This window comes from Cytobacillus massiliigabonensis, from assembly GCF_900199725.1.
Lineage (GTDB): Bacteria > Bacillota > Bacilli > Bacillales > Cytobacillaceae > Cytobacillus > Cytobacillus massiliigabonensis.
Window position 1 is genome coordinate 798,355 of sequence record NZ_LT904902.1, and the last position, 24,448, is coordinate 822,802.

Annotated in this window: 27 protein-coding genes and 1 other annotated feature; of the genes, 9 read left to right on the top strand and 18 right to left on the bottom strand. The window is 38.6% G+C overall.

From position 1 onward, the window contains the following. Nucleotides 1–14 precede the first annotated feature (14 nt). Complete coding sequence (locus C1726_RS04380; RefSeq protein ID WP_102272050.1) at nucleotides 15–590, bottom strand: TetR/AcrR family transcriptional regulator; 576 nt, start codon at nucleotides 588–590, stop codon at nucleotides 15–17. A gap of 157 nt (nucleotides 591–747) precedes the next feature. Between C1726_RS04380 and C1726_RS04385 the strand changes: the two genes are divergently transcribed. Next, nucleotides 748–1,509 (top strand): SDR family oxidoreductase, encoded by a 762-nt coding sequence (locus tag C1726_RS04385; RefSeq protein ID WP_102272051.1) that lies wholly within the window; start codon nucleotides 748–750, stop codon nucleotides 1,507–1,509. Nucleotides 1,510–1,812: 303 nt separating this feature from the next. On the opposite strand, the gene C1726_RS04390 is transcribed toward C1726_RS04385, so the two are convergent. From C1726_RS04390 to C1726_RS04420, 7 genes are all read right to left on the bottom strand, one after another. Further along, nucleotides 1,813–2,520, bottom strand: a complete 708-nt coding sequence (locus C1726_RS04390; RefSeq protein ID WP_102272052.1) for a DNA alkylation repair protein — start codon at nucleotides 2,518–2,520, stop codon at nucleotides 1,813–1,815. 103 nt (nucleotides 2,521–2,623) lie between these two features. Next, nucleotides 2,624–3,019, bottom strand: coding sequence for a VOC family protein (locus tag C1726_RS04395; RefSeq protein WP_102272053.1), 396 nt, complete (start codon nucleotides 3,017–3,019; stop codon nucleotides 2,624–2,626). 129 nt (nucleotides 3,020–3,148) lie between these two features. Beyond that, nucleotides 3,149–3,604, bottom strand: coding sequence for an SRPBCC family protein (locus C1726_RS04400; RefSeq protein ID WP_102272054.1), 456 nt, complete (start codon nucleotides 3,602–3,604; stop codon nucleotides 3,149–3,151). Nucleotides 3,605–3,779: 175 nt separating this feature from the next. Further along, the gene (locus C1726_RS04405; protein ID WP_102272055.1) at nucleotides 3,780–5,051 is read right to left on the bottom strand and encodes a metal-dependent hydrolase family protein; all 1,272 of its coding nucleotides are present in this window, start codon (nucleotides 5,049–5,051) and stop codon (nucleotides 3,780–3,782) included. 32 nt (nucleotides 5,052–5,083) lie between these two features. Further along, nucleotides 5,084–6,271, bottom strand: coding sequence for a hypothetical protein (locus tag C1726_RS04410; RefSeq protein ID WP_102272056.1), 1,188 nt, complete (start codon nucleotides 6,269–6,271; stop codon nucleotides 5,084–5,086). Between the two features lie 42 nt (nucleotides 6,272–6,313). Then, nucleotides 6,314–7,504: a M20 family metallopeptidase gene (locus C1726_RS04415; RefSeq protein WP_102272057.1), complete on the bottom strand. Its 1,191-nt coding sequence runs from the start codon at nucleotides 7,502–7,504 to the stop codon at nucleotides 6,314–6,316. A gap of 21 nt (nucleotides 7,505–7,525) precedes the next feature. Then, entirely contained in the window at nucleotides 7,526–8,704 is a 1,179-nt protein-coding gene (locus C1726_RS04420) for an amidohydrolase (RefSeq protein ID WP_102272058.1), read from the bottom strand. A 259-nt stretch (nucleotides 8,705–8,963) separates the two neighbouring features. Here C1726_RS04420 and C1726_RS04425 point away from each other — a divergent pair, with 259 nt between their 5' ends. Next, nucleotides 8,964–9,902, top strand: a complete 939-nt coding sequence (locus C1726_RS04425) for a LysR family transcriptional regulator (RefSeq protein ID WP_102272059.1) — start codon at nucleotides 8,964–8,966, stop codon at nucleotides 9,900–9,902. Between the two features lie 178 nt (nucleotides 9,903–10,080). On the opposite strand, the gene C1726_RS04430 is transcribed toward C1726_RS04425, so the two are convergent. Next, nucleotides 10,081–11,268 carry a macrolide family glycosyltransferase gene (locus tag C1726_RS04430; RefSeq protein ID WP_102272060.1) on the bottom strand — a complete coding sequence of 396 codons (1,188 nt, stop codon included), beginning with the start codon at nucleotides 11,266–11,268 and terminating at the stop codon, nucleotides 10,081–10,083. Nucleotides 11,269–11,270: 2 nt separating this feature from the next. After that, nucleotides 11,271–11,705 (bottom strand): helix-turn-helix transcriptional regulator, encoded by a 435-nt coding sequence (locus tag C1726_RS04435; RefSeq protein ID WP_102272061.1) that lies wholly within the window; start codon nucleotides 11,703–11,705, stop codon nucleotides 11,271–11,273. A gap of 396 nt (nucleotides 11,706–12,101) precedes the next feature. Here C1726_RS04435 and C1726_RS04440 point away from each other — a divergent pair, with 396 nt between their 5' ends. The 4 genes from C1726_RS04440 to C1726_RS04455 all read left to right on the top strand — a co-directional run bounded on the left by C1726_RS04440 (nucleotide 12,102) and on the right by C1726_RS04455 (nucleotide 14,632). Next, entirely contained in the window at nucleotides 12,102–12,422 is a 321-nt protein-coding gene (locus C1726_RS04440) for a PadR family transcriptional regulator (protein WP_102272062.1), read from the top strand. Nucleotides 12,423–12,493: 71 nt separating this feature from the next. Further along, the gene (locus C1726_RS04445; protein ID WP_102272063.1) at nucleotides 12,494–12,838 is read left to right on the top strand and encodes a DUF1048 domain-containing protein; all 345 of its coding nucleotides are present in this window, start codon (nucleotides 12,494–12,496) and stop codon (nucleotides 12,836–12,838) included. Nucleotides 12,839–13,120: 282 nt separating this feature from the next. Continuing rightward, nucleotides 13,121–13,882 (top strand): ABC transporter ATP-binding protein, encoded by a 762-nt coding sequence (locus C1726_RS04450; RefSeq protein WP_102272064.1) that lies wholly within the window; start codon nucleotides 13,121–13,123, stop codon nucleotides 13,880–13,882. Then, nucleotides 13,883–14,632: an ABC transporter permease gene (locus C1726_RS04455; protein ID WP_102272065.1), complete on the top strand. Its 750-nt coding sequence runs from the start codon at nucleotides 13,883–13,885 to the stop codon at nucleotides 14,630–14,632. 101 nt (nucleotides 14,633–14,733) lie between these two features. On the opposite strand, the gene C1726_RS04460 is transcribed toward C1726_RS04455, so the two are convergent. The 4 genes from C1726_RS04460 to C1726_RS04480 form a co-directional block, all read right to left on the bottom strand. Further along, a complete protein-coding gene (locus C1726_RS04460; RefSeq protein ID WP_102272066.1) occupies nucleotides 14,734–15,270 on the bottom strand; it encodes an SMI1/KNR4 family protein in 537 nt (178 codons plus the stop codon). A gap of 96 nt (nucleotides 15,271–15,366) precedes the next feature. Next, the gene (locus C1726_RS04465) at nucleotides 15,367–15,795 is read right to left on the bottom strand and encodes a GNAT family N-acetyltransferase (RefSeq protein WP_102272067.1); all 429 of its coding nucleotides are present in this window, start codon (nucleotides 15,793–15,795) and stop codon (nucleotides 15,367–15,369) included. Nucleotides 15,796–16,140: 345 nt separating this feature from the next. After that, on the bottom strand, nucleotides 16,141–16,602 hold the full coding sequence (locus C1726_RS04475; RefSeq protein ID WP_102272069.1) for a GNAT family N-acetyltransferase: 462 nt from the start codon (nucleotides 16,600–16,602) through the stop codon (nucleotides 16,141–16,143). 56 nt (nucleotides 16,603–16,658) lie between these two features. Continuing rightward, a complete protein-coding gene (locus tag C1726_RS04480; RefSeq protein WP_142385055.1) occupies nucleotides 16,659–17,501 on the bottom strand; it encodes a DUF5700 domain-containing putative Zn-dependent protease in 843 nt (280 codons plus the stop codon). A gap of 322 nt (nucleotides 17,502–17,823) precedes the next feature. Further along, nucleotides 17,824–18,065 (top strand) — a binding site (T-box leader). Nucleotides 18,066–18,118: 53 nt separating this feature from the next. Here C1726_RS04480 and asnS point away from each other — a divergent pair. The 3 genes from asnS to C1726_RS04495 all read left to right on the top strand — a co-directional run bounded on the left by asnS (nucleotide 18,119) and on the right by C1726_RS04495 (nucleotide 21,585). Next, complete coding sequence (asnS, locus tag C1726_RS04485; RefSeq protein WP_102272360.1) at nucleotides 18,119–19,510, top strand: asparagine--tRNA ligase; 1,392 nt, start codon at nucleotides 18,119–18,121, stop codon at nucleotides 19,508–19,510. A 153-nt stretch (nucleotides 19,511–19,663) separates the two neighbouring features. Further along, nucleotides 19,664–19,861, top strand: a complete 198-nt coding sequence (locus tag C1726_RS25870; RefSeq protein WP_142385056.1) for a hypothetical protein — start codon at nucleotides 19,664–19,666, stop codon at nucleotides 19,859–19,861. Between the two features lie 806 nt (nucleotides 19,862–20,667). Then, nucleotides 20,668–21,585: a serine hydrolase domain-containing protein gene (locus tag C1726_RS04495; protein ID WP_102272072.1), complete on the top strand. Its 918-nt coding sequence runs from the start codon at nucleotides 20,668–20,670 to the stop codon at nucleotides 21,583–21,585. A 283-nt stretch (nucleotides 21,586–21,868) separates the two neighbouring features. Here C1726_RS04495 and C1726_RS04500 read toward each other — a convergent pair whose 3' ends face one another. The 4 genes from C1726_RS04500 to C1726_RS04515 all read right to left on the bottom strand — a co-directional run bounded on the left by C1726_RS04500 (nucleotide 21,869) and on the right by C1726_RS04515 (nucleotide 24,327). After that, nucleotides 21,869–22,555 (bottom strand): DUF3600 domain-containing protein, encoded by a 687-nt coding sequence (locus tag C1726_RS04500; RefSeq protein WP_102272073.1) that lies wholly within the window; start codon nucleotides 22,553–22,555, stop codon nucleotides 21,869–21,871. Beyond that, nucleotides 22,539–23,072, bottom strand: a complete 534-nt coding sequence (locus tag C1726_RS04505; protein ID WP_102272074.1) for a sigma-70 family RNA polymerase sigma factor — start codon at nucleotides 23,070–23,072, stop codon at nucleotides 22,539–22,541. Before C1726_RS04505 ends, C1726_RS04500 begins: the two co-directional genes overlap by 17 nt. A 278-nt stretch (nucleotides 23,073–23,350) precedes the next feature. Then, nucleotides 23,351–23,854 carry a hypothetical protein gene (locus C1726_RS04510; protein ID WP_102272075.1) on the bottom strand — a complete coding sequence of 168 codons (504 nt, stop codon included), beginning with the start codon at nucleotides 23,852–23,854 and terminating at the stop codon, nucleotides 23,351–23,353. A gap of 2 nt (nucleotides 23,855–23,856) precedes the next feature. Continuing rightward, nucleotides 23,857–24,327, bottom strand: a complete 471-nt coding sequence (locus C1726_RS04515; protein WP_102272076.1) for a hypothetical protein — start codon at nucleotides 24,325–24,327, stop codon at nucleotides 23,857–23,859. Nucleotides 24,328–24,448 lie beyond the last annotated feature (121 nt).

The following is a 24,448-nucleotide window of genomic DNA, read 5'->3' on the forward strand; positions in this document are numbered from 1 at the left end:
TAAATAAATGTTTTCTAATATTTTTCGAAAGGGCTATTGATCGACAAGATTGTGATCAGATGCTGATTCAGCTCTTGGATTGATGTTGCATATCCATGACGGTGCCATTCTATTAGAATGCCCAAAATCGCATTGGTCTGATAGCTAATGAGATAATCTAGCTGAATGCTTTGATCTAATTCAAAGTGTCCTTCTATCGATTCCTTCATAAATGAACGAATCGTATCAAATAGAAGATAATAATACATCATCGGAATGCGCTCATCAAATATTATTTGATAAAAGTCTTTATATTCCTTAACATGATGAAAGATTTTTATCATATCTGCCTCGAGATTCTGGATATGATAATTCGTTTTATAATAAGGCTCTTCGTACGATTGCTTTAAATCCTCAACAATGACCTCTAAGTATTCCTTAAATACTTCATGGACCTCTTTATAGTGCAAGTAAAATGTTCCACGGTTAATCGTAGCTTCCCGGCACAATTCGGCGATTGTAATCGTTTCTAATGGCTTCTGTTTTAACAATGACAATAAGGCAAGGCGCAAACTATCCTTAGTTTTAATAATTCGAAGGTCCTGCTTCAATTTTTTTCACCCCGTACTGAACACTAATATTAATAAGTGTCTATTACTCAACATTACTCAGATTTTCTGTCGATTGTACTGCTTTACCTTCTCTAGTATAATTTTTATTGTACACGTGTTCAATATATATTCTTTGAAAATAGCGGAGGGATATGGGATGAAATTAAAAGACAAAGTAACAATCGTAACAGGGGCAGCTTCAGGAATGGGGAAAGCCATTGCAGAATTGTATGCAGCTGAAGGGGCAAAAGTAATTGTAGCTGACCTTAATCTTGATGGTGCCGAAGCAGTAGTTCAAGCGATTACAGAAAAAGGCGGCACAGCAAAAGCCGTTCAGGTCAATGTGGCAAAACAAGCTGACATTGATAACATGATCGACACAGCTGTCAGCGAATATGGAACATTGGATGTTTTAGTAAATAATGCTGGAATTATGGATGGCTTCGAACCAGTTGCCGATATTCTTGATGAGCGCTGGGACTTAATTTTCGATATTAATACAAAAGGCGTTATGAGAGCGATGCGCAAAGCACTCCCAATTTTCTTAGAAAAAGAAAGCGGAGTAATCATTAATACCGCATCCACTGGGGGACTAAATGGAGCTCATGCAGGTGCAACATATGGAGCATCCAAGCATGCAGTCATTGGTCTTACGAAAAATACTGGTTATATGTACGCAAACAAAGGCATCCGCTGTAATGCCATTGCTCCAGGAGGAGTAGCAACGAATATTGCTTCTTCGATGCAAAACTTTAATCAGTTCGGCATGAAGCGCACGAAAGCAGTACAAGGCGTTATGCCGCGAATTGGACAGCCTGAAGAAATCGCACAAGTAGCACTATTCTTAGCTTCTGATGAATCAAGCTTCGTCAATGGTACTGTGATTACAGCTGACGGCGGCTGGACGGCGGCATTCTAATAGAATATTAAATGTAAGATGCTGTTCAATGGATCTATTTTTGGACTATTGGACAGCTCTTTTTTTATAAAGATGGGGTGCTATAAGAGTGCAATCATATGCCCCTAATTCATCAAACGTCCAGCTTAGTTCAAACTGGACTTAAGTGGGAGGATTGGTTCCCGAAAATATGTAATTTTAGGTAAAACTATACTTAATAAGGCTCTTTGGTTCTTGTTTATGGGTAATTTTACAATAATTCACACTCAAGAGTCCTTCCTTTTAGGACAGCCTCTTTGTGTTCACACTTTATTGGGGAACTTATCAACAAATGCATGTCTTCCGCTTCATACCTATTCTGTTCTTCTCTTCTACTTTTTTAATATAATCTGAAGCGAGCGGGACCTTGCAAGCGGTATTTCCGACATCGACATGCACCTTGCCAATGTATTCTGCAACTTGCTTTGCTTCCTCCTTTAATTCAGCCACATAGGTTCCGACAGAAATAACAAAGCCGTTCATCACATACCGGACCCGATTACGCTCTTTTTGGATCGTATTTTTCACTTGATCCAGCATTGTGCTTATTTCAGCAATGTCCAATTTTTCATCAGGTGTGATAGAAATATAGTTAGCATACGTACTCCAGCCACAAACGGCTATCATTTCTTCCCCTGATTTCATCCATTCCCTCGCTAATTCGAGAGCATAGGGGCTTTCTGCAGTCACTTGCGCAACAGTATATTCTGCAGCCATATACCAGTAGGCATTGCTTACCCAGTCCTGCAAAGTCTCCTTAGAGATAATCTTTGGATTAACCGAAAGACCTGCCAAATACATTGCATCATGATTGCCTGAATTATACAATTTTAATGCTAATTCATGATCCTTCTTTACAGATTTAACTAATTTCTTCATATCCCCTATTTTTACACCAAAATGCGGCTCTTTCACCCCATGATTTTTATAAATTTGCTTTATTTGCTCAGAACCTAATTCTTCAAGCTTTTGCATTATTTCTTCATAAGTCATTTGATTCAGCCTTTCATAAATTTTATTTTTTTAATTAAAAAAGGCACTTTTCGCATGAAAGAAAAGCACCCCATTAATTAAAGTTAGCTATTTACTGCTACCTTTACTTAGCGTTCTCATCTGGCTGATGAATCCCAAATACATTTCCTTCCGTATCCATATAGTATCCCTGCCATGCCATTCCTGGCAGCGCATGTTTGGGCAGTGCCACCTGACCTCCGCTGCTCATGATTTTTGCTTCAGTCGAATCGTAATCTTCTACTCCCATGGTACAAGCATAGCCAGTCATTGCCTGACCAGGTGCCGGGGGCGGACTTTGACGCTGCATCAATGCCCCATTAATCCCAGGCTCACTCGCATCGCCAGTTACAGCACCGAAATAAGGCATTCCCGCATAGTCGCTCCAATCTTCAAAGGTCCAGCCAAATACATCTCCATAAAATTTCTTCGCCCGTTCCATATCATCCACATGAATTTCGAAATGAATTAATCTTCCCATGTTTACCTCCTGATTTTTCTGAAAATAATTTCTCTTAATATATTCAACCCGTATTAACAGAACACCTTTTTCATTATTGCAAAACATTGGAAAAACTATTCATTTGGCAGCCGCGGTTTTAGAAAACACTCACTCATTTTCCAAATAGCCTATTAGCCCATCCAAATCTTTCGCACATGCTTTTTTAAAGGTTCCCGCCATCATTTTCCCAAAAATTTTCGTCAAACCGGTAAGTCCCCTTATTTCTCCATTCAGTGTAATGACTGTTTGATCACCCTCAGAAGCGATTATGTATGTAAACACAAATTCTCCTTTTCCAGTTGTTCCCTTCGTTCCATCACAGCGGAGAACAATTCTCTCTTGTTCCTTTAGTTCGGCAACCTCAAAATGTTCAGTGGCTTCTTTTCCAAACATCTTTCTCGTTTCCATCCACTGACTTCCTGCCTTCATCGGTCCCTCATCTAATCGGTCGATTCTCACTAATCCTTGCATCCAGTTCTTTGCTGAATCAAGATCTAGCAAACCTGTATAGGCTGTTTGTTTAGATACCTTCGTCGTTCTTTTCACTTCAAAATAAATACTCAAGCTGAATCGCTCCTTAAAACTTTTTTAAAAGTATATCATACAATCATATTTGTATTTTTAATTATAGACAGAATTATCAAATAATACTTATTGTATTTTCTTGATAGCAGATTCTCCTATAATAAAAAAACAGCCCTTGATTTCAGCAAATTTACTGAATCAGGGGCTGTTTTGATTAGCCTTGTACGACTGCTTCCTTGCTTATGACCCGAATATCTTTTTCAAGGATTCCATCTTTCGCAACGACAATAATATTGCTGCTATCCTCTAGTGAGCGAATATTTTCTAATGGATTTGTTTTTGTAATCACAAAGTCTGCTAGTTTTCCTGCCTCGATTGTTCCGAGTTTATCGTCCCAGCCCATACATTCTGCTGCTACTTTCGTTGTTGCGACAATTGATTCCATCGGGGACATCCCAATTTTACACATTAAACCTAGTTCTAGCAGGTTTGTTCCATGAGGCATGACACCTGCATCGGTTCCCATGGCAATCTTCACTCCTGCTCGATAGGCTTTGGCAACACTCTCCGCGTGAATTTCTACAACTTCAAGGGCCTTTTCAACGGCATATGCAGGCATGTCATCACTGTTTTTGCTTGCTTCAAGGACAGATACTGGAGCCAGCAAGGTTGGCACAAGGTAGGTTCCCTTTTCTAGCATGAGTTCAATTGCTTCATCATCAAGGAAGATGCCATGCTCGATCGAATGGATGCCGGCCCTGACGGCATTTTTCACTCCTTCCGCTCCTTGGGCATGGGCCATAACCTTTATCCCCCGGCGAAACGCTGCCTCTTGTACAATGATTGATAATTCTTCCTGAGAAAATTGCGTGAACTCTGGGTGATCAGTCGGGCTCATCACACCGCCTGTTGCGTGAACCTTAATAATATCAGCCCCCGCTCGGAGCATTTCTCTTACTTTTTTTCGAACTTCTTCAGGACCATCGCAAATTCCAGAAGGCATACCCGGATATTCTTTACTAGTCACATCAATCCCCGAACGCATCCAAGAATCTCCATGCCCACCAGTAATCGTCAATGGATTGATACTAACCTGCATCCGCGGCCCCTTTATTAATCCTTGTTCAACGGCTTTCTTTACACCTAAATCAGTGAATCCTGCGTCACGGACAGAGGTGATTCCGACATCCAAGGTGCGTTTCATATATTCCATCGCTTGATAGAATTTTAGAGCAAACGGAGTCACCAAGGATTCCCGCATATCCTTAATTTCTAGCATCATATGAACATGAGTATCGATGAATCCCGGCAGAATATAGCCGCCTTGGGCATCAATGACTTCCATTGTCTCATCAGGGATAGCTATATCTTTTAGCGCACCAGCCGAAACAACTCGATTGTCTTGAATCAAAACTGCTGCGTTAGCAACTAATCCTTGTCCAGTTCCGTCAATAAGATTTCCATTTTTCACTAATTTATAGGCCATTTTTATATTCCTCCTTTTAAACTTGTTTCCTATTAAATGGTTTTTATTAAAATGCTAGCAATCACAACGGAGGCAATCGTAACGGAGGTAAATCCGCCAATTAGCATAGGCGGCAGGATTTCACCTAAGATTTTCTCCTCTTCTTCCTTCGTTCTGCCGATACTGCGGCTGACTTCCTGTGAAACAAGATAGTCGCCAGGGAATCCAAATAGCGCTGTTAAAACAACTGGAATTCCTTTATATGGGTCCCATTTAAAGATTTTTGAACCGAAATATCCTCCGATTACTAAACCAATCGTACCGACGATAATGATTGCAGCAACCGCTGGCAGGACACTTAGAATTTGCTGGACTGTAATGGAAGCTAAAGAGGCAAGAACTAGGAAGACTAATCCAACCATGGCAATGCTAAATCCATTGGCCTTTTCCAAAACATTTTGAGGATAAAAACCAAAGTAAGCACCAATAATCCCGATGGCCAAGCCCCAAAGGCTATAGTTCACACCTGTAAGATTTTGCAGCCATACGGCCAGCGCACCACCAATAAAAATTAAGAATAAGAGGATAAAACTGCTTTGTTGATATTTCGCTGGAATCAGGCTGCGTTTTGCCGTCTCTTCCTCCTGTTCCTCCACAACTTCCTCACCTGCATAAGCAACAGATGCAGCTGAAAATGTGCCGGCGTCCATTGTACGGCGCAGATTCAACGCATGTTTACGCAATAAGATCGCTGTTAACGGCATCCCAACTAATCCCTGAAGGGTAAGAACAATGATGGGGATCGCAGCTAATGCAACGAGACCTGCTTTTTGAAGGGCTTCAGCAGTGATTAAATATGCTATCAAACCACCTGTTAACGGTCCTGCCCCAGCAACTGCAGTACTGTAATCAAAAAAGATAGGAACAATAGCAAGGATCAAAGCAACGCAACAAACCAAACCAATCAGAGTAATTAAAACAGCTTTATATTGACTTTTCATTACCTTCATTGGAATCAGCGTTCCCATATGTACAAGTAATATTGGCTGCAATAACGAACCAACAATAGCAAATGTTGAAGCTTCAATAATATTGGCAGGAACAATTCCTGTTTTAAAACCGGTAAAAATAAGAATCATGACAACAAGCAATGTCGGCACTTTTGCTTTGGTCCAAATGGAGACAACTTCCCCAACTGCAATCATGGCTAAAACGATTAACGATGCGGTTACCGGATCCATGGTGTCTACCTTCCTTCTAACATATATTTTTATAACACGAAATTAATCTTCCTTATTGAGCTTAAATGGTGCATACACTAGAAGCTTTAAACCATGTTCAAGCGACGCTTCGTCCACTGAAAACTTTGGATGATGGTGAGGATAAATGATTCCCTTTTCTTTATTTCCTGCTGCCACCATTAGAAAACAGCCTGGAACGACATCTGAAAAGGCGGAGAAATCTTCACTGCCCATCATCGTGCCCTGTTCTAAAGGAAGGATAAATTCCTCACCAAGCACCTCACCAATGAGTTCTTCCATTTGTCTTGTCAGATTTTCCTCATTTACAACAGAACTATAACCAAATTCATAGGTAAAATCATATGTAGCCCCATGTGCTTCCGTAATCCCCTTCACAATTCTTTCCATTAGCTTTGGAATCTCTGCCCTTACTTTTGGATCAAAGCTGCGTACTGTTCCGTTCAATTCTACAGATTGCGGAATGATATTTTGTGCGGAGCCCCCATGAATTTGCGTGACCGAAACAACAGCCTTTTCACTTGTGGCGATATTCCGGGAAATGATCGACTGCAAATTGCTTACGACTTGAGCACTTATGACAACCGGATCAATAGCTGTATCTGGCTGTGAAGAGTGGCCGCCTTTTCCATTAATCGAAATCGTAAACACATCACAATTAGCTGAAACTGGTCCATAACCGACCCCAATCCTTCCTGTCGGGATAGGCGATGCTAAATGCAAGCCAATCACCTGGTCTGCCCCATCAAGCACACCAGCTTCTACCATTTCCATCGCTCCGCCTGGAGGGACTTCCTCGGCGTGCTGGAAGAGGAACCGCACTTCTCCGCTTAGCTGATCTTTTAATTGGGAAAGAACCTGAGCAGCTCCTAAAAGCATCGCCGTATGGCCATCATGCCCGCATGCATGCATTACACCAGGGTTCTGTGAGACAAAATCAAAATCATTTTCCTCTTGAATAGGAAGGGCATCCATATCTGCTCTTAAGGCAATGACACGCCCTGGCTTATTCCCAATTAAACGTGCAACTACGCTTGTTTTCGTTGGTCTTAATAACTCCAGGTTTCCGAAGCTTTCCAATTTCTCATAAACAAATTGTGAGGTCTTTTCTTCCTGAAACGATAATTCAGGATTTTGATGAAGATATCTTCTCCACTCGACTACGGTGTCCTTTACTGAATCAATTAATAGATCAATATTTATTGTTTCAATCATGGTCTTGACTCCTTCCTATTTTTATCCAAGGATATTTTTTGCTGCTTGAACGAAAATGCGAACGCCATACTCTAATGCATCCTCATCAATATCAAATCGGGGGTGATGATGCGGATACACGATGCCTTTTTCGGCATTCCCAGCCCCTAAAGGAATAAAGCAGCCAGGTGCTTTTTGTAAATAAGCGGAAAAATCTTCACCGCCCATTGCCCCTTCTCCATATTCAACAAATTCCTCGCCTAAAGCTTCGGCTACACATTCTTCAACGATTTTTGTCAACGCTTTATCATTAAAGACCGTGCTATAGCCATATTGATAGTTGAATTCATACGTTCCGCCATGTGCTTCTGTTACACCTTTTGCGATTCGTTCAATGAAGGAAACAGCTTGCTCTCTTACTTCCGGACTAAAGGATCTAACAGAACCCCCGATTTGGACAGATTCTGGAATAACATTTTTCGCGCTTCCTGCCTGCAAGGTTGTCGTTGAGATAACTAATTGTTCTTTCGGATTCAAGCTTCTTGACACGATTTGCTGTATATTTGTAATGAACTGGGCTGCCATTATGACTGGATCAATCGAATTTTCAGGCTGTGAAGAGTGACCTCCCTTCCCAATGATTTTAAGATCAAACATATCCGAATTTGCAGTTACCGGTCCATAGACGATGCCTACCTTTCCTATTGGCAGTAACGACATAAGATGGATGCCAACGATATAATCCACATCATCAACGACTCCGGCGTCTACCAATTCCTGTGCTCCACCAGGAGGCAACTCTTCAGCATGCTGGAAAATAAACCTGATTTCCCCCTTGATCTCCCCTTTCATTTCCGTCAAGATCTTGGCTGCACCAAGCAGCATAGCCGTATGTCCATCATGTCCGCATGCGTGCATGACACCAGGATTTTCAGAAACGTATTCTAATTCGTTCTCTTCATGGATTGGAAGGGCATCCATATCTGCTCGCAAGCCTAAGACTTTACCAGGCTGACTTCCAATAAGGGAAGCAACCACACTTGTTCTCGTTGGCCGTGTTACCTTCAGCCCGCCAAATGAAACAAGCTGCTCATAGACAAACTGTGAAGTTTTTTCTTCTTGGAAGGACAATTCCGGATGCTGATGAAGATGCCTTCTCCACTCCTTAACCATATCCTTAATAGCTTCAATCATTTGATCATCTTCATTTGTTTGAAGCATGTCTCCACCCCTTTTATTATTTTGAATATTCTATTTTTCAGAAGAATTTAAATAGTATATGAATCTTAGCATTTTATTTTAAAAATAAAGAAATAAATTATTTTTATACCCCTTTAAAGTATTGATCTAGCAGTACTTTAAATAGGTATAAAAATAATTTATATAAGAAATCGTACCTGGCTAATTGATTGATAACAGCAAACGATTATTGTAAGATAAACAAAATGCGGAATCTTCTATAAAAAAGGTGGGGTTGTTTATGAATTTACAAGGTCTGGAATCTTTTTTAATGGTCGCCAATAAGAAGAGCATATCCAAAGCGGCTGCCACTCTTCATATGACACAGCCCACTCTTAGCACCAGGATAAAAAAGCTAGAAGAGGATCTCGGCTTCCCATTGCTGGAAAGGAGCTGGGAAGGAGTCAGACTATCCAAGCAGGGGCAATACTTTTTACCCTTTGCGGTTCACTTCCTTCACGAGTTTAGTAATGCATCGACTGCCATCGCTTCATTCAAAGATTTTGTATCCGAAGTAGCTGCTCGAGAAGTAGCCAAAAATAATGAAAGCTTACGAATTGGTATCAATGTTTGGCTTGCCCCTGTTTTCTCAAATGCCATTATTACCGAACTGAGCAAACATTTCCCTCACTTGGATTTTAGTTTCATTACCCGGCCAACGAATACATTAAAAGAATTGATGGAATATGAAGAGATTCAGATGGCTATTTATTACCAAAATGAAACAAATTCGGTGCATTGCAGCAGACTATTGATGAATGATGAAATGGTGCTATTATGTTCGGATGATGATTGGAGTTTAATAGGTGAGGATATAAGTAATATCAAATTACTAGACAGTCCATTCTTATTATTTGATAATCCGGTACTGGCAAACAATAAGAAGCTTATTAACACAATTAGCAGCAAATTAAATATAAAAAAGTGCCAAATCGTAGATCATGCCAATGTCATGCTGACATTAATTGCATCTAATAAAGGATATATCATCTTGCCAAAAACGGGTTTGAATCAATTAGGCAATCTCTCTGCTCTTCCAGTTAAGGTCACCCCATTAGGCAGTTCCTTTCCTAGTGTTGATATTTATTTGGAATATAACAAGCAGTCTCCACTCATTGCACCGATCCAATCGATTGAGAAGATGTTAACTACTTCATTTATTGCTGAATATGCAGTTTAAAAAATAATCTATTTATAGAGTGAATTCACATTACGAATTTACTCTATTATTTTCGCTGTTATTTAACATCCGCACACATTTTAGGCTGAACCATTAGAAAAAGCCCCCACACTTTTAGCGTATGGGAGCAAATTTTTTCATGTATGGCATTAAGCCAAAACTTGAAATCTAATGTCTCTTAAAATTCCGAACCATTCATTTTAACTTCTATTACATTCGCTGCCCTTGCAGCTCCACCTGCATTCCTGAAGTCTTCAGAGAGGACCCGGGCGTTTTCTAGGTATGTCCTATTCGCTAGCACATGTGCAACAGCTTTCTCCAGTTGTTTTGGCTTATTTCCTTTTAATTTTATGCCTGCACCAAGCTCAGCAACCCGATCAGCCACTGCCCTTTGCTCGCTATGCAAAGGAAATAGCACCATTGGAACGCCATAATACAGACTTTCATTCACACTATTCATTCCGCAATGGGTAATAAATACATCTGCCTTTTGTAATATGGCCAGCTGGTCTGCTCTGTTTTGAACTTTAAAATTGGCTGGGATGCGTCCAAGAGAATCAATCTGGGTTTTTTCACCAACAGACATCAAAACATCAAAATCGCTGTCCGCAAATGCTTGGATGCAATTTTGGTAAAAGTCCTTATTTTGATTAAGTACCGTTCCTAATGAAATAAAGATAAACTTCCTGCCTTTCCTATCTTCGGATGCTTTCTCTGAATACTGCCCGATCGAAGGGCCGACGAAGGCATATTTGCCGGAAAACGTTTCAGCCATCGGCTGGAATTTTTTCGATGTATACACTATTGTGTCTGTTTCATTATCATTTTGGATAATCGATATAAAATTCTCTGCTTCATACCCATGGGATCTCAGCAGCTGGAGCTTTTTATTAATTCTTGGCATTCCAGTAATCATACTCACTATTTCTTTTAAACTGCGTTTCATCAGCTTGGCTGTATGACGATTAAATGCAAAGGTAGTTGTTGAACAAATATAGGGAATCACTAATTTCTTAGCAAATAATTTCCCCCAAAAGCATAAAGAATCAGAAACAATGCAGTCTGGCTGAAAATCTCTCAATTCCGCACATACTTTTTCATCTAAAGCGATGGTCGTATCAACAATCATCTCAATCAATGCTGCAAAATCTTTTCCAGCTTTGCGCTCCAATTCCTCTTGTGAAATCGGAGGCAAATACTCATCACAGGGAATAAACTTTGCACCGAGACCTTCAATTTTTTCTTTAAACTCTAAAAATGAGTAATACCAGACATCATGCCCTCTATTAACAAGCTCAGCTACTACCGGTAAGGTCGGATTCGTATGCCCATGTGCAGGGATCGAAAAGAATACAATTCTGCTCATTCTTATTCCTCCTCCATCGGGTCTGCCTTACGGATCAGATCTGCAAACTCCAGGAAACTTTCCGTTTTTAAGATAGCTATTCCTTTTGACGCATCTTCCCCTAAAACAACAAGCTTATCGCCCGCATGAATTTGATACATTTCCCGCGCTTGCTTTGGAATAACAATCTGCCCCCGCTCCCCCACCTTCACAACACCGAAAAACTGCTTCCCCTTTGGACCAAGATGCTCCACCTCTTCTTCACTCATACTGCCGGATAATTGATCCAATGTTAACTGAAAGAGTTCGGCTAACATTTTACATTTATGAATATCAGGCAACGCCTCTTCATTCTCCCACTTTGCTACGGTCTGACGAGAAACATTTACCCTCTCAGCTAATTGTTCCTGGCTCATTTTGTTTTTCTTCCGCAGCACACGAATATTCATACCAATCATATCTTCAACTCCTATAAGATTAAATATAAGCGGGAAAATGAATGAAGTCTATCAACATTCTGCGGCATTTTATGTTAAAAATTGTGGCATAGGATGGGATTATTATCTTTTTGCTGCTTCTCTTTATCATCGCTTATTGATTTTCGTGTAGATATGAGAATTCATAGGGCGGTATTTCCCAATTTAAACGGAATTTTTCCGTTTATTTTCAAGTACAGAAAAACAACATTCAGTTTTAACAGAAATTTTTAAAAAACCAGTTGACACCCTCGCTACTCAGTGTTACGATATACATGTAATAAGCGATACTTAATAGTGAAAAGCTATTGAGTAAGTTTTTCCCCAGTACTAAGTTATACTGAATATAAGTCATACCTAATAGAGGAGGCACTGTACATGGAAAATTTAACGGAAATGTTGAAGGGTTCGCTGGAAGGCTGTGTGCTGGAAATCATCAGCCGCCATGAAACCTATGGCTACGAGATTACCCGCCGCCTCAACGATCTTGGGTTTACCGAAGTCGTCGAAGGAACGGTCTACACCATCCTCGTGCGATTAGAAAAGAAAAAACTGGTGAACATAGAAAAAAAACCGTCAGATATGGGACCGCCCCGCAAGTTTTACTCCCTTAATGACGCTGGCCGCCAGGAACTTGAATTATTTTGGAAAAAGTGGGATTTTGTATCATCAAAAATCAACGTCTTAAAGTCAATCTAGCTTCATAAGATATTCCATCCAATATTTTTGGAATATCTTGTTCAGCTATATAAAAAAGGAGGATAAATAACATGATGGAATTGTTCAAAAAAATGATTGGTGATAAAAAAGAGTATAAGATGATGATGGCACGGGTTGAAGCCCTGCCAGAAGACTACCAGTTTGTATTTAAGAAAATTCAAAACTACATGTGGAATTTCTCAGCGGGCAACGGGATGGATATGCTGCATATGCAGTATGAATTAATTGACTTGTTTGAAGCCGGTGCTGCAGATGGCAGACAAGTGCTGGAAATCACTGGGGACGACGTAGCATCCTTTGCCGACGAACTAGTAGCAAACGCTAAAACCTATGTCGCTAAGTATCGTGAAGATTTAAATCAAAGTATCATGAAGCGGCTGGGAAAAAAACAATAGATCATACGGACTGAATAGCTGGTTACAAATGTGAATGGCCGCCATCGTTATTCAGTTATATTTCCAGCCAGTAATAAGTTATACAGATTATCAGTCACACTAAATAGGAGTGTAAAAGAAATCTAGCTCCGTAAAAAGCCCACTGAATAGCTGATTATAAATTTAAATCGTCACCTTCGCTATTCAGTTAATTTTTCATCCAGTAATAAGTCATACAGATTATCAGTCAGACTAAATAGAGGATTATTGGAAATCTACACATTTTATAAGGAGGAAGAAAGTATGAATAATGCAGCGATTTCTGTAAAAGGGTTAAAAAAATCCTATAAAGACAAGGAAGTCTTAAAGGGGGTTGATTTTGAAGTGCGGCGGGGGGAAATTTTCGCACTGCTGGGCTCAAACGGTGCGGGCAAGACAACGACGGTCAACATCCTCTCGACGCTGATGAAGGCAGATGGCGGGGAAGTAGGAATTTGTGGCTTTGATGTCCAGCGTCAACCGGACCGTGTTCGCCAGAGCATTAGCCTGACAGGGCAGTTCGCAGCTTTAGACGGCATGCTCACAGGAAGGGAAAACTTGATGATGATCGCCAAGCTGCGGGGAGTTTCCAATCCTGCTGAAGTCACCGACAATCTGCTTGCAAGATTCAGCCTGACTGATGCTGCCAGCCGCCGGGCAGACCAGTATTCCGGCGGGATGAAGCGCCGGCTTGACATCGCCATGAGTCTGATTGGCACACCAGAAATTATTTTTCTTGACGAACCGACGACAGGGCTTGACCCCGAAGCGCGGATTGAAGTCTGGAATACCGTCAAGGAGCTGGCCAATGGCGGCACGACTATCTTGCTGACGACCCAATACCTGGAGGAAGCCGAACAGCTGGCGGACCGCATCGCCATCCTACATGGCGGAAAAATCATCACAACCGGCACCCTTTCTGAACTCAAAGAAATGTTCCCGCCAGCAAAAGTAGAGTATATCGAGAAGCAGCCGACATTGGAGGAAATTTTCCTCGCGATCATCGGCAAAAAGGAGGAAATGTAAATGAAAAGCAAAACAGGTGTATTACTAGGTCGTTTAATGCGCAACATCATGCGCAGTCCGGATACGATTATCACGGTGGCGATTACGCCGATTATGATGATGCTGCTGTTTGTCTACGTATTTGGCGGGGCCATAGAGACAGGAACGGACAATTACGTTAATTATTTATTGCCGGGAATCTTGCTGATGGCTATCGCATCCGGCGTCGCTTACACTTCACTGCGCTTGTTTAATGATGTAAAAAGCGGTTTGATGGCGCGTTTCATTACCATGCCGATCAAGCGCTCGTCGGTATTGTGGGCTCACGTGCTGACTTCGCTTGTTTCCAATATGCTCACTGTTGTCGTGGTTTTCCTCGTCGCGCTCTTGATGGGCTTCCGTTCCAGCGCTGCTATTCTGGATTGGCTAGCCGTAGCTGGGATACTTGGACTGTTTACGATGGCGCTCACATGGCTGGCAGTCATTCCCGGATTGACAGCGAAATCTATGGAAGGGGCCACTGCCTACTCGTACCCATTGGTTTTCCTTCCGTTTATCAGTTCAGCCTTTGTCCCTACCGAAACCATGCCTAAAATTGTCCGTGCGTTTGCTGAGAACCAGCCCGTGACTTCAATCGTGAATGCGATTCGTGCTCTTTTATATGAAGGTTCAGTCGGCAGCGATATCTGGATCGCGCTTGCCTGGTGCGCAGGCATCATGGTCATCGCTTACTTCTTTGCCAGTAAAGTATTTAAACGCCAGTTAGGGTAACTTAAAACGAATTTGGTGATAAATAAAATAATCTAAAGGAACTATGGATTACATTTCAGCTGGGATGTGATTCATAGTTCTTCTTCGTTTACCAATTTATCTTATTGATATTCTTCATAATCTTCTTTCAGACAAATCTCGATGAATTCAAAGAGACTTTTTGCTTTAACAGAACGATTTCCCCAATCATGCCAAAAGTATAATAATTGTCCTTCCACCCCTGCTTCAGAGGGATCCGTATCAATGCAAAGATAGTCACCGCCACCATTCGCTGCAATTGGTATCCATTTTGAATTCCAAAGAAAGGGCTTAAGTTCTTTGCTGGAATCTAACTCTAAATCATCATCTGGATCAAATTCCTCTTGTAAAAAACACCAATTATCAATAATTTCAGAAGTCGGTGATAGAGTCAAATTCCTTACAAATGGATTCACCCCAAGGTCCCACTCTTGTCCGTTATACACCTTGTAAAAGCACTTCATTTCTTCAGGGAGTGTCACCCCTAGTGTATCTTCAATCAGTTGAAGTTCTTCATCGCTTGCACCCGGTTGAAGATTTAATGATTCCTTAAAATTACTATCATTATTTAATCCTCTTTCAACTATACGCTGCCATAACCTTTCAGCTTTGTTTATCATTTCTCATCCTCCCTTACGTCTCAACTTCACCAATACTATTCTAGGGATAAAAAAAGAAGACTCTTCTAATAGAACAAGAACAATCCAACTTTACTATTATAATTTTTTAAATAAAAAATAATGGTTGTGTCCTTCGGGGAAATCATCTATTGTGCCATAAATCTCGTAACCTAAGCTTTTATAAAAATCAGGAGCTTGAAAACTAAACGTATCTACCTTGATCATTCGGCATTTCTTTTCCAAAGCGAAATTTTCAGCCTGTTTTATTAGCTTTTTGCCAAAACCTTTCCCTTGAATGCTTTCATCAACCCAAAGAAATTGGATAAAAAGACTTTGCATTTTCGTATTTCCCGAAATGCCGCCAAGGATATTGCCTTCTTCATCCTTAACTTTAAAACAAAAATCTTCATTAACGAAGTCTGCATCTTTTTTTGAAAGATGCTTAATATTGTATTCCCTTAATCTTTGCCGAATGTACGGAGTATCCTCTGGATTCCACTCTGTGTCAATCACTAATTTACGCATCTTTCATCCCCCCTAATATTTGGATAATATTTTATCTTTCCAATCCTTTGCGGATTCTAAAGAGAATCTCAATATTAAACTGTAATTCCTTCCCCTCATCACTAACACTTTCTACCCCAAGAAGGGAGGGTAACTCTTATCACCCACCGTTCGCTGTAATGCAAAAATCACTTCGCAATAAGGCAATTCGAGAGTCTTTGCATTTCCACTCATCGTTCCCCCTAGTTCATTTATTTCAGAAAGTATTAGTTTTTCTATTATACATTTTATTCCACTAAATGCTTCTATAGTTGAAAAAAATTCGGCTGTCATTGCAGCCGATCTTTAAGTAAACCACCAGTTGCTTCAGGTAGGAAAATACTCCATAGGCTCCGTACTATGAACGTAACCATTTTTCTTATAATAATTAGTCGCTTCCTCACTTGGCCATACAATAACAAATTCATACTTATTTTCTTTAATCCACTTGTTTATTTCTCTTAGTACTTTACCTCCAACACCCTTATTTCTATATTCCGGAATTGTGTATACGTTTGTCATATAAGCAAATGGATAGGTTATTCTACCAGGGCGTGGCACCTTTTGTATTGATTCAATGTATATATGTGATACAATTTTTTCATTTTCCTCAGCAACCCAAATAAACCATTGTCCACTATTAAGTGCATTCTCTAAAAATATTTGACATTCTTTTTCAAAATCATCATATGATTCGTTTTTTTTACTTTCATCAAATTCAATAGTATTATCCCATCTCATTTTAATTAATTGCTTACTATCTTTTGCTTCAGCAAGTCGGATGTTCAACTAATTTCACCTCTTATTAAATTTATTGCTTCTTCAACTAAACCAATCTGAACAATTTAACTAAGTTCTAAAAGTATATTCTCTATTTCTTTATGAAAGGCTGATTCCTTCCAAAGTGTTATGCTCTTTTTCTCCTGATGCTTTTCAATTAAGAATTGAACAACATTGTATCCAATATAATAGCCTAACCGTGTGAAACCAAAGTACGATCCTCCATTAATTGAAAACCATTCATGGAATATTTCAGGGTATGTACGTTTGTTTATATCTTCTAAAAAAGTATTGAAAATCTCATTTTTGTTGTCCTCTGCAAATTGTAGCCATTCATCTCCATTATCGTCATATGAAAAATAGACCGATTTGTCAGTTTCAGCAACTTGTTCTGAAAAATACGTAGCCCATCCTTCCTGAAACAACATCGTAAAAGGATGAAACCACTGAACCTTAGACCAATCCATCCCCTCCTGATCTGATAAAATATTATGAAGAACATGACCGAATTCATGAGCAATAATTACCTTTAAATGCTTATCATTAGAAGAGAGCTTTTCTAAACAAAAGGTCACTTCGGGAATAATTTGACGATGTGTAAATGCATTTGATCCATAGGCTCCAACAATAATATGTACATCATTAGTAAACTCGACATGATATTTTTGTCTATAAGCAGACACCATTTGTTGAATTAGATTTTCGATTTTTCCACTCGATTCCTTTATTTCATTCATTTTAGAAGGGTATTTTTGAATGGCGTTTTTTATCTTCTCATCTGCATCTTTGCAATGGTACAGGAAGTATTCTTTGAAGTGTTGGAAGAACTTTTCATGGTAGTGTTTTAAGAACTTCTCTGAAGGCATGTAGTTTACTAAAAAATATGGAACTGTATTATAAATTTTCAACCTTACCGTCTCCATTCCATAGCAATCCTCTTCGCACTATATTTCTTTATTTCTCCAAATAATTTTAAGTTCCTGCTAATTCCACAATCTGACTATTTACATAATGAAAGAGCATCATTCTTGCTGCGGAATGGCACACTTTAACAGAAGACTTGATTTCAAGATAATTTTAAGAGACAATATTAATGATCTTCCACTATTGAACCTTATATATTTAAGCATTGTTTCACAAATATACAAATGATGTCTTTAGGGGCAACTGGACAAAAGATTATGTTTTGTGATAAATTACTACAATATAATTTATAAAAAATGATATACTTATAAATCGGTGAAGAGGAAAGTAGTTTTTGCTATATTCGATAGCGATCTGGGGACGGTGGAAGCCTGGGGATGAAGCATAAATGAAGAACACCTTTGAGATCTAACCGAAAGGGATACTCTTAGTAGGCTTAGACGTTTCCAGCACGTTATTGACTGGGTTAAGTAAGCAATATTACTTTAAAGTTGGTCATTTTATGACAATTTGGGTGGTACCGCGGAAGTTAGCCTTTCGTCCCTTTTTTTGGGAAGAAGGCTTTTTTTATTACAAAATTACCATAAGGAGAAGAAGAATGATGATTAAGACCGTAATTAAAGATTTATACAGAAATCAAGAAAATTTTAAAGACAAAACTGTTCAAATTTCAGGCTGGATTCGTACTCTTCGTGATTCTAAAACCATTGGCTTTATGGAGTTAAACGACGGTACATTCTTTAAGAGTGTACAAGTAGTTTTTGAAGATACCCTTGATAACTTCAAAGAAATTACGAAGCTGCCGATTAGCTCTTCTGTTTTAGTAGAAGGAGAATTTGTTCCAACTCCTGAAATGAAACAGCCTTTTGAAATTAAAGCGACAAAAATCGTTGTAGAAGGATTATCAGATACAGATTATCCGTTACAAAAAAAGAGACATTCCCTTGAATATTTAAGAACAATCGCACATTTACGCCCGAGAGCCAATACCTTCTCAGCCGTTTTCAGAGTTAGATCTCTTGCATCGTACGCGATTCATAAATTCTTTCAAGATAAAGGTTTTGTCCATGTGCATACACCGATTATTACTGGAAGCGATACAGAAGGCGCCGGGGAAATGTTCCGTGTGACATCAATGGATTTAAACAAGCTTCCAAAAACTCAAGACGGAAAAGTGGATGAAAGTGCAGATTTCTTCGGCAAAGAATCCAATTTAACGGTTAGCGGTCAATTAAATGCAGAAACCTTTGCGCTCGCATTCCGTAATGTGTATACCTTTGGTCCGACCTTTAGAGCAGAAAATTCGAATACAGCACGGCATGCCGCAGAATTCTGGATGATTGAGCCGGAGGTTGCCTTTGCGGAATTACCGGATATCATGGACCTCGGAGAAGAAATGGTCAAGTATGTCATTGATTACGTTTTTGAACATGCACCTGAAGAAATGGCCTTCTTTAATAGCTTTATTGATAAAACGCTTATTGAAAGATTAAAGAATGCTTTAGAATCCGACTTTGGAAGAGTTACTTATACCGAAGCTGTTGAATTATTAAAGAACTCCGGCAAGGAATTTGACTACCCTGTTGAATGGGGGACGGATTTGCAGACAGAACATGAACGTTATCTTAGCGAGGAAGTTTACAAGCGTCCTGTCTTCGTAACCGACTATCCAAAAGAAATTAAGGCATTTTACATGAGAGCGAATGAAGATGGCAAGACAGTAGCTGCGACTGACCTATTGGTTCCCGGCATTGGCGAGTTAATTGGAGGAAGCCAGCGTGAGGAAAGAGAAGAAGTCCTTGCGAATAGAATTAAAGAACTAGGTATGGCAGAAGAAGATTACTGGTGGTATCTCGAGCTTAGAAAATATGGCGGTACAAAGCATTCCGGCTATGGAATTGGGTTTGAACGACTTGTCATGTACTTAACTGGAATGAAGAACATCCGCGATGTCATCCCATTCCCTCGTACACCAGGAAATGCAGATTTTTAATTAAATAGATATAAAAAAATGAACAATAGAATGCTGCATTCTATTGTTCATTTTTTACCCTAACCCTCCTTTTATTTTTCCTGATCATTGCTGTCTTGAATAGCCTTGTAGATTATTTATGGTCCATAAATAATCATAAATAGCAATAGACATATGTTAGATACTAACAAAATCTTTCCAAATAACTTTCTTATAGCTAAAACTGAAAATATTAAAGAAAGGATAAATGATGTAATTGCAACTTTTGATGGAAAATATGGAAAGTCTAAAATTCCTGTTAGCGGAAAAAATAAAATAAAGATGCTTATTAACAAAAATATTGATGAAAAAAGAAATGCAAGCATGATATAACTAAAAGCAATTAACTTTTTAAAATGTTCCTCTTCATAAATATTTCCAGCCATTTTTTTCTCCTTTATAGTAAGTTTTCTATTTTTAATTAAATTTGATCTCTTCTTTAAAATCATCCATGCCTTACTTTAAATTTTCCTCATTTAATCTGCAAAAATGATTTTCGGGAAACTCCCTCCTATTATAAACATTGTATATTACATGTTATACAAGGAATTCTTAATATTTCCAATTTTTATGTTTTTATTTATCCATTCCTTTTCTGAAGCATTGTGAATGACTAGAGAATACTAGGCGATCGCTCGCATAATGCTATTTTACATAATATTATGAATAATTAAAATGAAATTCTCTTGCAATCATGTCTTCGAGCAGATCCCCCTTTGCATCAGGGGATGGTAATAATCCTTCTTGCTGTTTCTCGTGTAGTAATATGAATACATAAGCGGAGAATTTCCGCTAAAGGATGTAAAAGAAGCTTTAGAAGCAGATATAAGCGGAGATATTCCGCTTATCTGCAGTAAATTAGCCAAAATCCAAAGTTTTTGAGAATTTAACCGGAAAAACTCCCTTTATTTTTAAGGAAATATGAGTTTTCCCCAAATTAAGCGGAATTTTTCCGTTTATTTTTTAATCACAGGAAACCCAGTATTCAGTGACCCGGTTTCAAGGCAATAAGTTAAATGGCTTATAGTATATTATTGCAGGCTTAATGAAGCAGCTTTATATTTAACTCTAATAGATAAAAGGAAATCAGTTATAGAGATAGAATATGTAGCAGTGTTTGTGAAAGGGGGATTAGAGGGATGAGTAAAATATTTTTTAATGAGTTTGAAAAGAAACTTAAAAGCATTCGAATTGAAGCTTTTGTCATTTATAAAGGGAATACACGGATTTTCGAATACTTGAAGAATAAAAAGGCCGCAGAAAAGCCGTCCAAGGTTTATTCCATTACAAAGAGCATTGTTTCTTTACTAATTGGAATCTTGGTAGATAAAGGCTTAATAAAAAATATTCACGAACCCATTCAAAACTACTTTCCGGAAATAGTAGAGTCTAATGACCTGCAGAAGAAAGAAATTACACTATTTCACTTGCTCACCATGACTTCGGGGTTACAAGCAGGAAATTTTCAAGGATCAAAAAACTGGGTTACATTCATACTAGAACAGCCCATTAAATACAAACCTGGTTCAACTTTTCAGTATCATTCGGGAGACTCTCACTTACTAAGTGCAATTATACAAAAAATTTCTGGTATTCCCTCTGCTTCATTTGCTGAAAAATATCTGTTCCGTCCATTAGGGATAAATAAATACTCTTGGCTAAAGGACCCACAAGGAATTCACGGAGGCGGATTTAGTATTTCATTAAATTTAGAGGATATGGTGAAGATTGGATTATTACTTTTAAACGAAGGGCGCTTTCATTCTAATCAGCTGATTTCATCTAACTGGCTCCATCAGGCAACAAGACCTTATAAAGAAGTTGAAACCGCAAGTGTAGGAACATATGGATATGGGTATCAGCTATGGACATATGAAAATACTAATTCTAGCAGCCCGATTGAATATTACTATGCTAATGGCATGTTTGGGCAATATATATTTATTGTTCCGAAGTTAAATATTATGGCTGTGGCAAAAAGTCATCTGCAAAATGACCTGCAATCTGCACCAAGACTCTTTTTCGAAGAGCTAATAGGCAGCTGGCAGGATGGGTGAAAGCTTTGAGCAAGTCAAACTCGGGGTCTATTATACTAATTTCTTATTCAACTAAAGGACATTATTTTTCCATAATCAGCAATCACGTGCTTACCCGAAATAACGAAAAAGAAACAACTTGGAATGACCAAGCTGTTTTCTTTCTGTGTAAAAAAAGAGATTGGCAGTCTGACTTCTAGAATAAGCCTTTATGTACGGAGTAAAATCCCTGCAGTTGAAAGTAGGCAGTCCGACATTTATATACTTGGTTGTGAGCAGATGCTCATGAATGTTTTTTGACCATTTAGTTACTCATTTGCTTTTCACTTACATAAATCAAGTATTCTTGTGCTTTTAAGAAAGTCTCTTGTGAATCGGCAGGTATCATTTCAATTTCAGGAGCGGTTGAAACGCCTATTTGCGCCATAATCGTTTCGTAAGTCAACAAGGCTTGAATATATTGATCATATTCTTCCGTTGTTAAAACCTCCTCGCTTGATGAGACACCGTTTAATTTATCAAAGTATGGCTGAATTTCGTACATAGCTGCTTTCATTTCCTCTAGTTGTGCTGCAGGAACTTGAGAATAATCGATGTTTCCATTTTTATCGCCAAACTCAAGTTTTGCATCAGTGATGACATTTAGTAAATCTTTAAATTGATCATATTGTTCTTTTCCAAGCTCACCTTTCGCCTGCGTTAATTTTGCATCAAACAATAAGTAACTTTCCATTGTGACACTCGCTACATGTTTTTTGAGATTTTCAAATGATCCATATAAATCATCCGCAAGCAGGGATTGATAGGCAAATGCACCTGTTGGAATGAGTAAACAAGCGGATATGGCAGCTATAGCTACTCTCTTTTTGACAAAACGGGTCACTCTTCCTCCCATTTCCGTCTTTGCTTTATGAATCCCCAATTTGCTTCGCTTGTGAAGTTCTACTGGAATTTCAATTTTTTCTACCTCTTGTTTAAACTGATTTTCCATAGTTCCCAACCCCCTTTATATTTTGACGGAGCTTATCTAAAGCACGGTATAATACAGACTTTGCTGTTCCAAGCGGCATGTCCAATATCTCTGCTATTTCCTTTAACGTACGATCATCGTAATACTTTAAGAGAACGACGCTTTTCTCATCCTCCTGCAAAGTATTCATCAGTTCATCTAAGGATAAAGAAAGGGCAATATCTTGATTTTCTGACCCGATAAGTACTTCAAAATCCGGATATAGCGGAATCACCTTTTTATTTTTATTAATGACATTTAACGAACAATTGATTGTAATTTTCATTAGCCATGTCTTGAAATACTCTGGATTTTTCAATGTGCCGATTTTCTTAAAAGATTGATAGGCTACTTCTTGAACAATATCTAATGCATCATCTTGGTTTTTCACATAAACATAAGCCATTCGATAAATATCTTCTTCATACCGCTGGAAAAGCGTTAAGTAGGCTTTGTCATTTCCTTTTTGCGCTTTCTTTACTAGCCGTTCAAGCTTCATCATACTTCCTCCTTTCGTTTGGCTCTACATCTATTAGACAAACAAGAAAGTCATTTGGCTTAAATTTCTTCATTATATTTTTATGTATAGAGATATTTCTATCAAACCTGTTATAGATTTCAGTGTGATTTTTTTAATGTTATGTTTATTTAGCTTTAAAGGGTTTTGGTTTATCACCTGTACATTCACATAAAGAAAGAGTGTAATACTGCTGCCAGAATTACACCCTCTCCTGAAGTATTATTAGATATAATGTAGAGAAGTTTTACTGAAGGCTTTCAATAGTGTTTCTCACCATATGTTTGAATCATCCGGTAAAAGACAACCCAAAAGCTTTGAACCAATAAATAAATAACAAAAGAATAAAAAATACTATAGCCATGCTGATAGTGAAAGATCCCTATCATCACACAAAATCGCTCTATCACAGCACTCACAAACGCCCATATTAAGATGTACAATAAAGAATAAGCAGATTTGATGTTAAAGTAGTCATATAGGTAAAAGAAAAGGTAGCTGATTGGAGCGTACATTACATGGGATAAAAAGTCCATCAGTTCAAAAGAAGTGCTATCATTTATAACATAATAACTGACTGGAAGCACACTTAGAGTATGATCGAATAGAAAACCAAAAAATACGCCACAAATGAGATAAACACAGGTCGTTTTTTTCGAAAAACGTCTAGGCAGTTTTAACACCAGAAAAGAGCCAGCAATTAGTGAAAGGATGATACACCACTCGTTCGCATTATAATTCATTACATAACGAAAGATATTCATGTTTACTTGGCTTCACCCTTTTCTAATCCTAAAAACCACCTGGCGATCCACCATGTTATGACCATAAAAACCCCATACATCATGGCTGAATAAAATTCATTCCATTTTTGATAGGTAATGAGGCCAGCCTCCAAATATATTCGGTTTTCTAAGCACAAAAGCAATAATATCAGTGCTGATAATCCCCAACGCCATTTAATTTTTAATTGCGAATTGAGCAGTGTACATACAGACATGAGAATCTGAAGAGGGATGATTATAAAGCGACAAATATACATGGCAAAGGAACCTTCAACACTGCGAGTGAGTGGAACCCATTGCAAATTGACATCAAGTATAGTGAAAATGGTAATTGTTATTATTCCGATAATGAAGTATAAAAAAATCATTTCAGTAAGAGATAACTTTTTGGGTATTATTGCAAAAACAATCAATACGAACCAAGCTAACAGCGCTAGTATTGCAAGCGGCATAATAAATCATCCTTTGAAGTAAAATGGCAGATAGACGTATTATTTCCAAAAGCCATATAAAAAATCGCAATGTAAAGAAAACTCTAAAATATGTAACTCTATTTCCTGCTATTTATGTGAA

Coding starts and splice junctions, on each gene's coding strand:
- C1726_RS04420 (WP_102272058.1), bottom strand. CDS start 8,704: ATGCTTCAAACAAATGAAGATGATCAAATGATTGAAGCTATTAAGGAT.
- C1726_RS04410 (WP_102272056.1), bottom strand. CDS start 6,271: ATGGATCCGGTAACCGCATCGTTAATCGTTTTAGCCATGATTGCAGTT.
- C1726_RS25870 (WP_142385056.1), top strand. CDS start 19,664: ATGTTAGATACTAACAAAATCTTTCCAAATAACTTTCTTATAGCTAAA.
- C1726_RS04395 (WP_102272053.1), bottom strand. CDS start 3,019: ATGGGAAGATTAATTCATTTCGAAATTCATGTGGATGATATGGAACGG.
- C1726_RS04450 (WP_102272064.1), top strand. CDS start 13,121: ATGAATAATGCAGCGATTTCTGTAAAAGGGTTAAAAAAATCCTATAAA.
- C1726_RS04440 (WP_102272062.1), top strand. CDS start 12,102: ATGGAAAATTTAACGGAAATGTTGAAGGGTTCGCTGGAAGGCTGTGTG.
- C1726_RS04460 (WP_102272066.1), bottom strand. CDS start 15,270: ATGATAAACAAAGCTGAAAGGTTATGGCAGCGTATAGTTGAAAGAGGA.
- C1726_RS04515 (WP_102272076.1), bottom strand. CDS start 24,327: ATGCCGCTTGCAATACTAGCGCTGTTAGCTTGGTTCGTATTGATTGTT.
- C1726_RS04415 (WP_102272057.1), bottom strand. CDS start 7,504: ATGATTGAAACAATAAATATTGATCTATTAATTGATTCAGTAAAGGAC.
- C1726_RS04385 (WP_102272051.1), top strand. CDS start 748: ATGAAATTAAAAGACAAAGTAACAATCGTAACAGGGGCAGCTTCAGGA.
- C1726_RS04430 (WP_102272060.1), bottom strand. CDS start 11,268: ATGAGCAGAATTGTATTCTTTTCGATCCCTGCACATGGGCATACGAAT.
- C1726_RS04510 (WP_102272075.1), bottom strand. CDS start 23,854: ATGAATATCTTTCGTTATGTAATGAATTATAATGCGAACGAGTGGTGT.
- C1726_RS04425 (WP_102272059.1), top strand. CDS start 8,964: ATGAATTTACAAGGTCTGGAATCTTTTTTAATGGTCGCCAATAAGAAG.
- C1726_RS04465 (WP_102272067.1), bottom strand. CDS start 15,795: ATGCGTAAATTAGTGATTGACACAGAGTGGAATCCAGAGGATACTCCG.
- asnS (WP_102272360.1), top strand. CDS start 18,119: ATGATTAAGACCGTAATTAAAGATTTATACAGAAATCAAGAAAATTTT.
- C1726_RS04445 (WP_102272063.1), top strand. CDS start 12,494: ATGATGGAATTGTTCAAAAAAATGATTGGTGATAAAAAAGAGTATAAG.
- C1726_RS04500 (WP_102272073.1), bottom strand. CDS start 22,555: ATGGAAAATCAGTTTAAACAAGAGGTAGAAAAAATTGAAATTCCAGTA.
- C1726_RS04455 (WP_102272065.1), top strand. CDS start 13,883: ATGAAAAGCAAAACAGGTGTATTACTAGGTCGTTTAATGCGCAACATC.
- C1726_RS04435 (WP_102272061.1), bottom strand. CDS start 11,705: ATGATTGGTATGAATATTCGTGTGCTGCGGAAGAAAAACAAAATGAGC.
- C1726_RS04390 (WP_102272052.1), bottom strand. CDS start 2,520: ATGACTTATGAAGAAATAATGCAAAAGCTTGAAGAATTAGGTTCTGAG.
- C1726_RS04505 (WP_102272074.1), bottom strand. CDS start 23,072: ATGAAGCTTGAACGGCTAGTAAAGAAAGCGCAAAAAGGAAATGACAAA.
- C1726_RS04495 (WP_102272072.1), top strand. CDS start 20,668: ATGAGTAAAATATTTTTTAATGAGTTTGAAAAGAAACTTAAAAGCATT.
- C1726_RS04405 (WP_102272055.1), bottom strand. CDS start 5,051: ATGGCCTATAAATTAGTGAAAAATGGAAATCTTATTGACGGAACTGGA.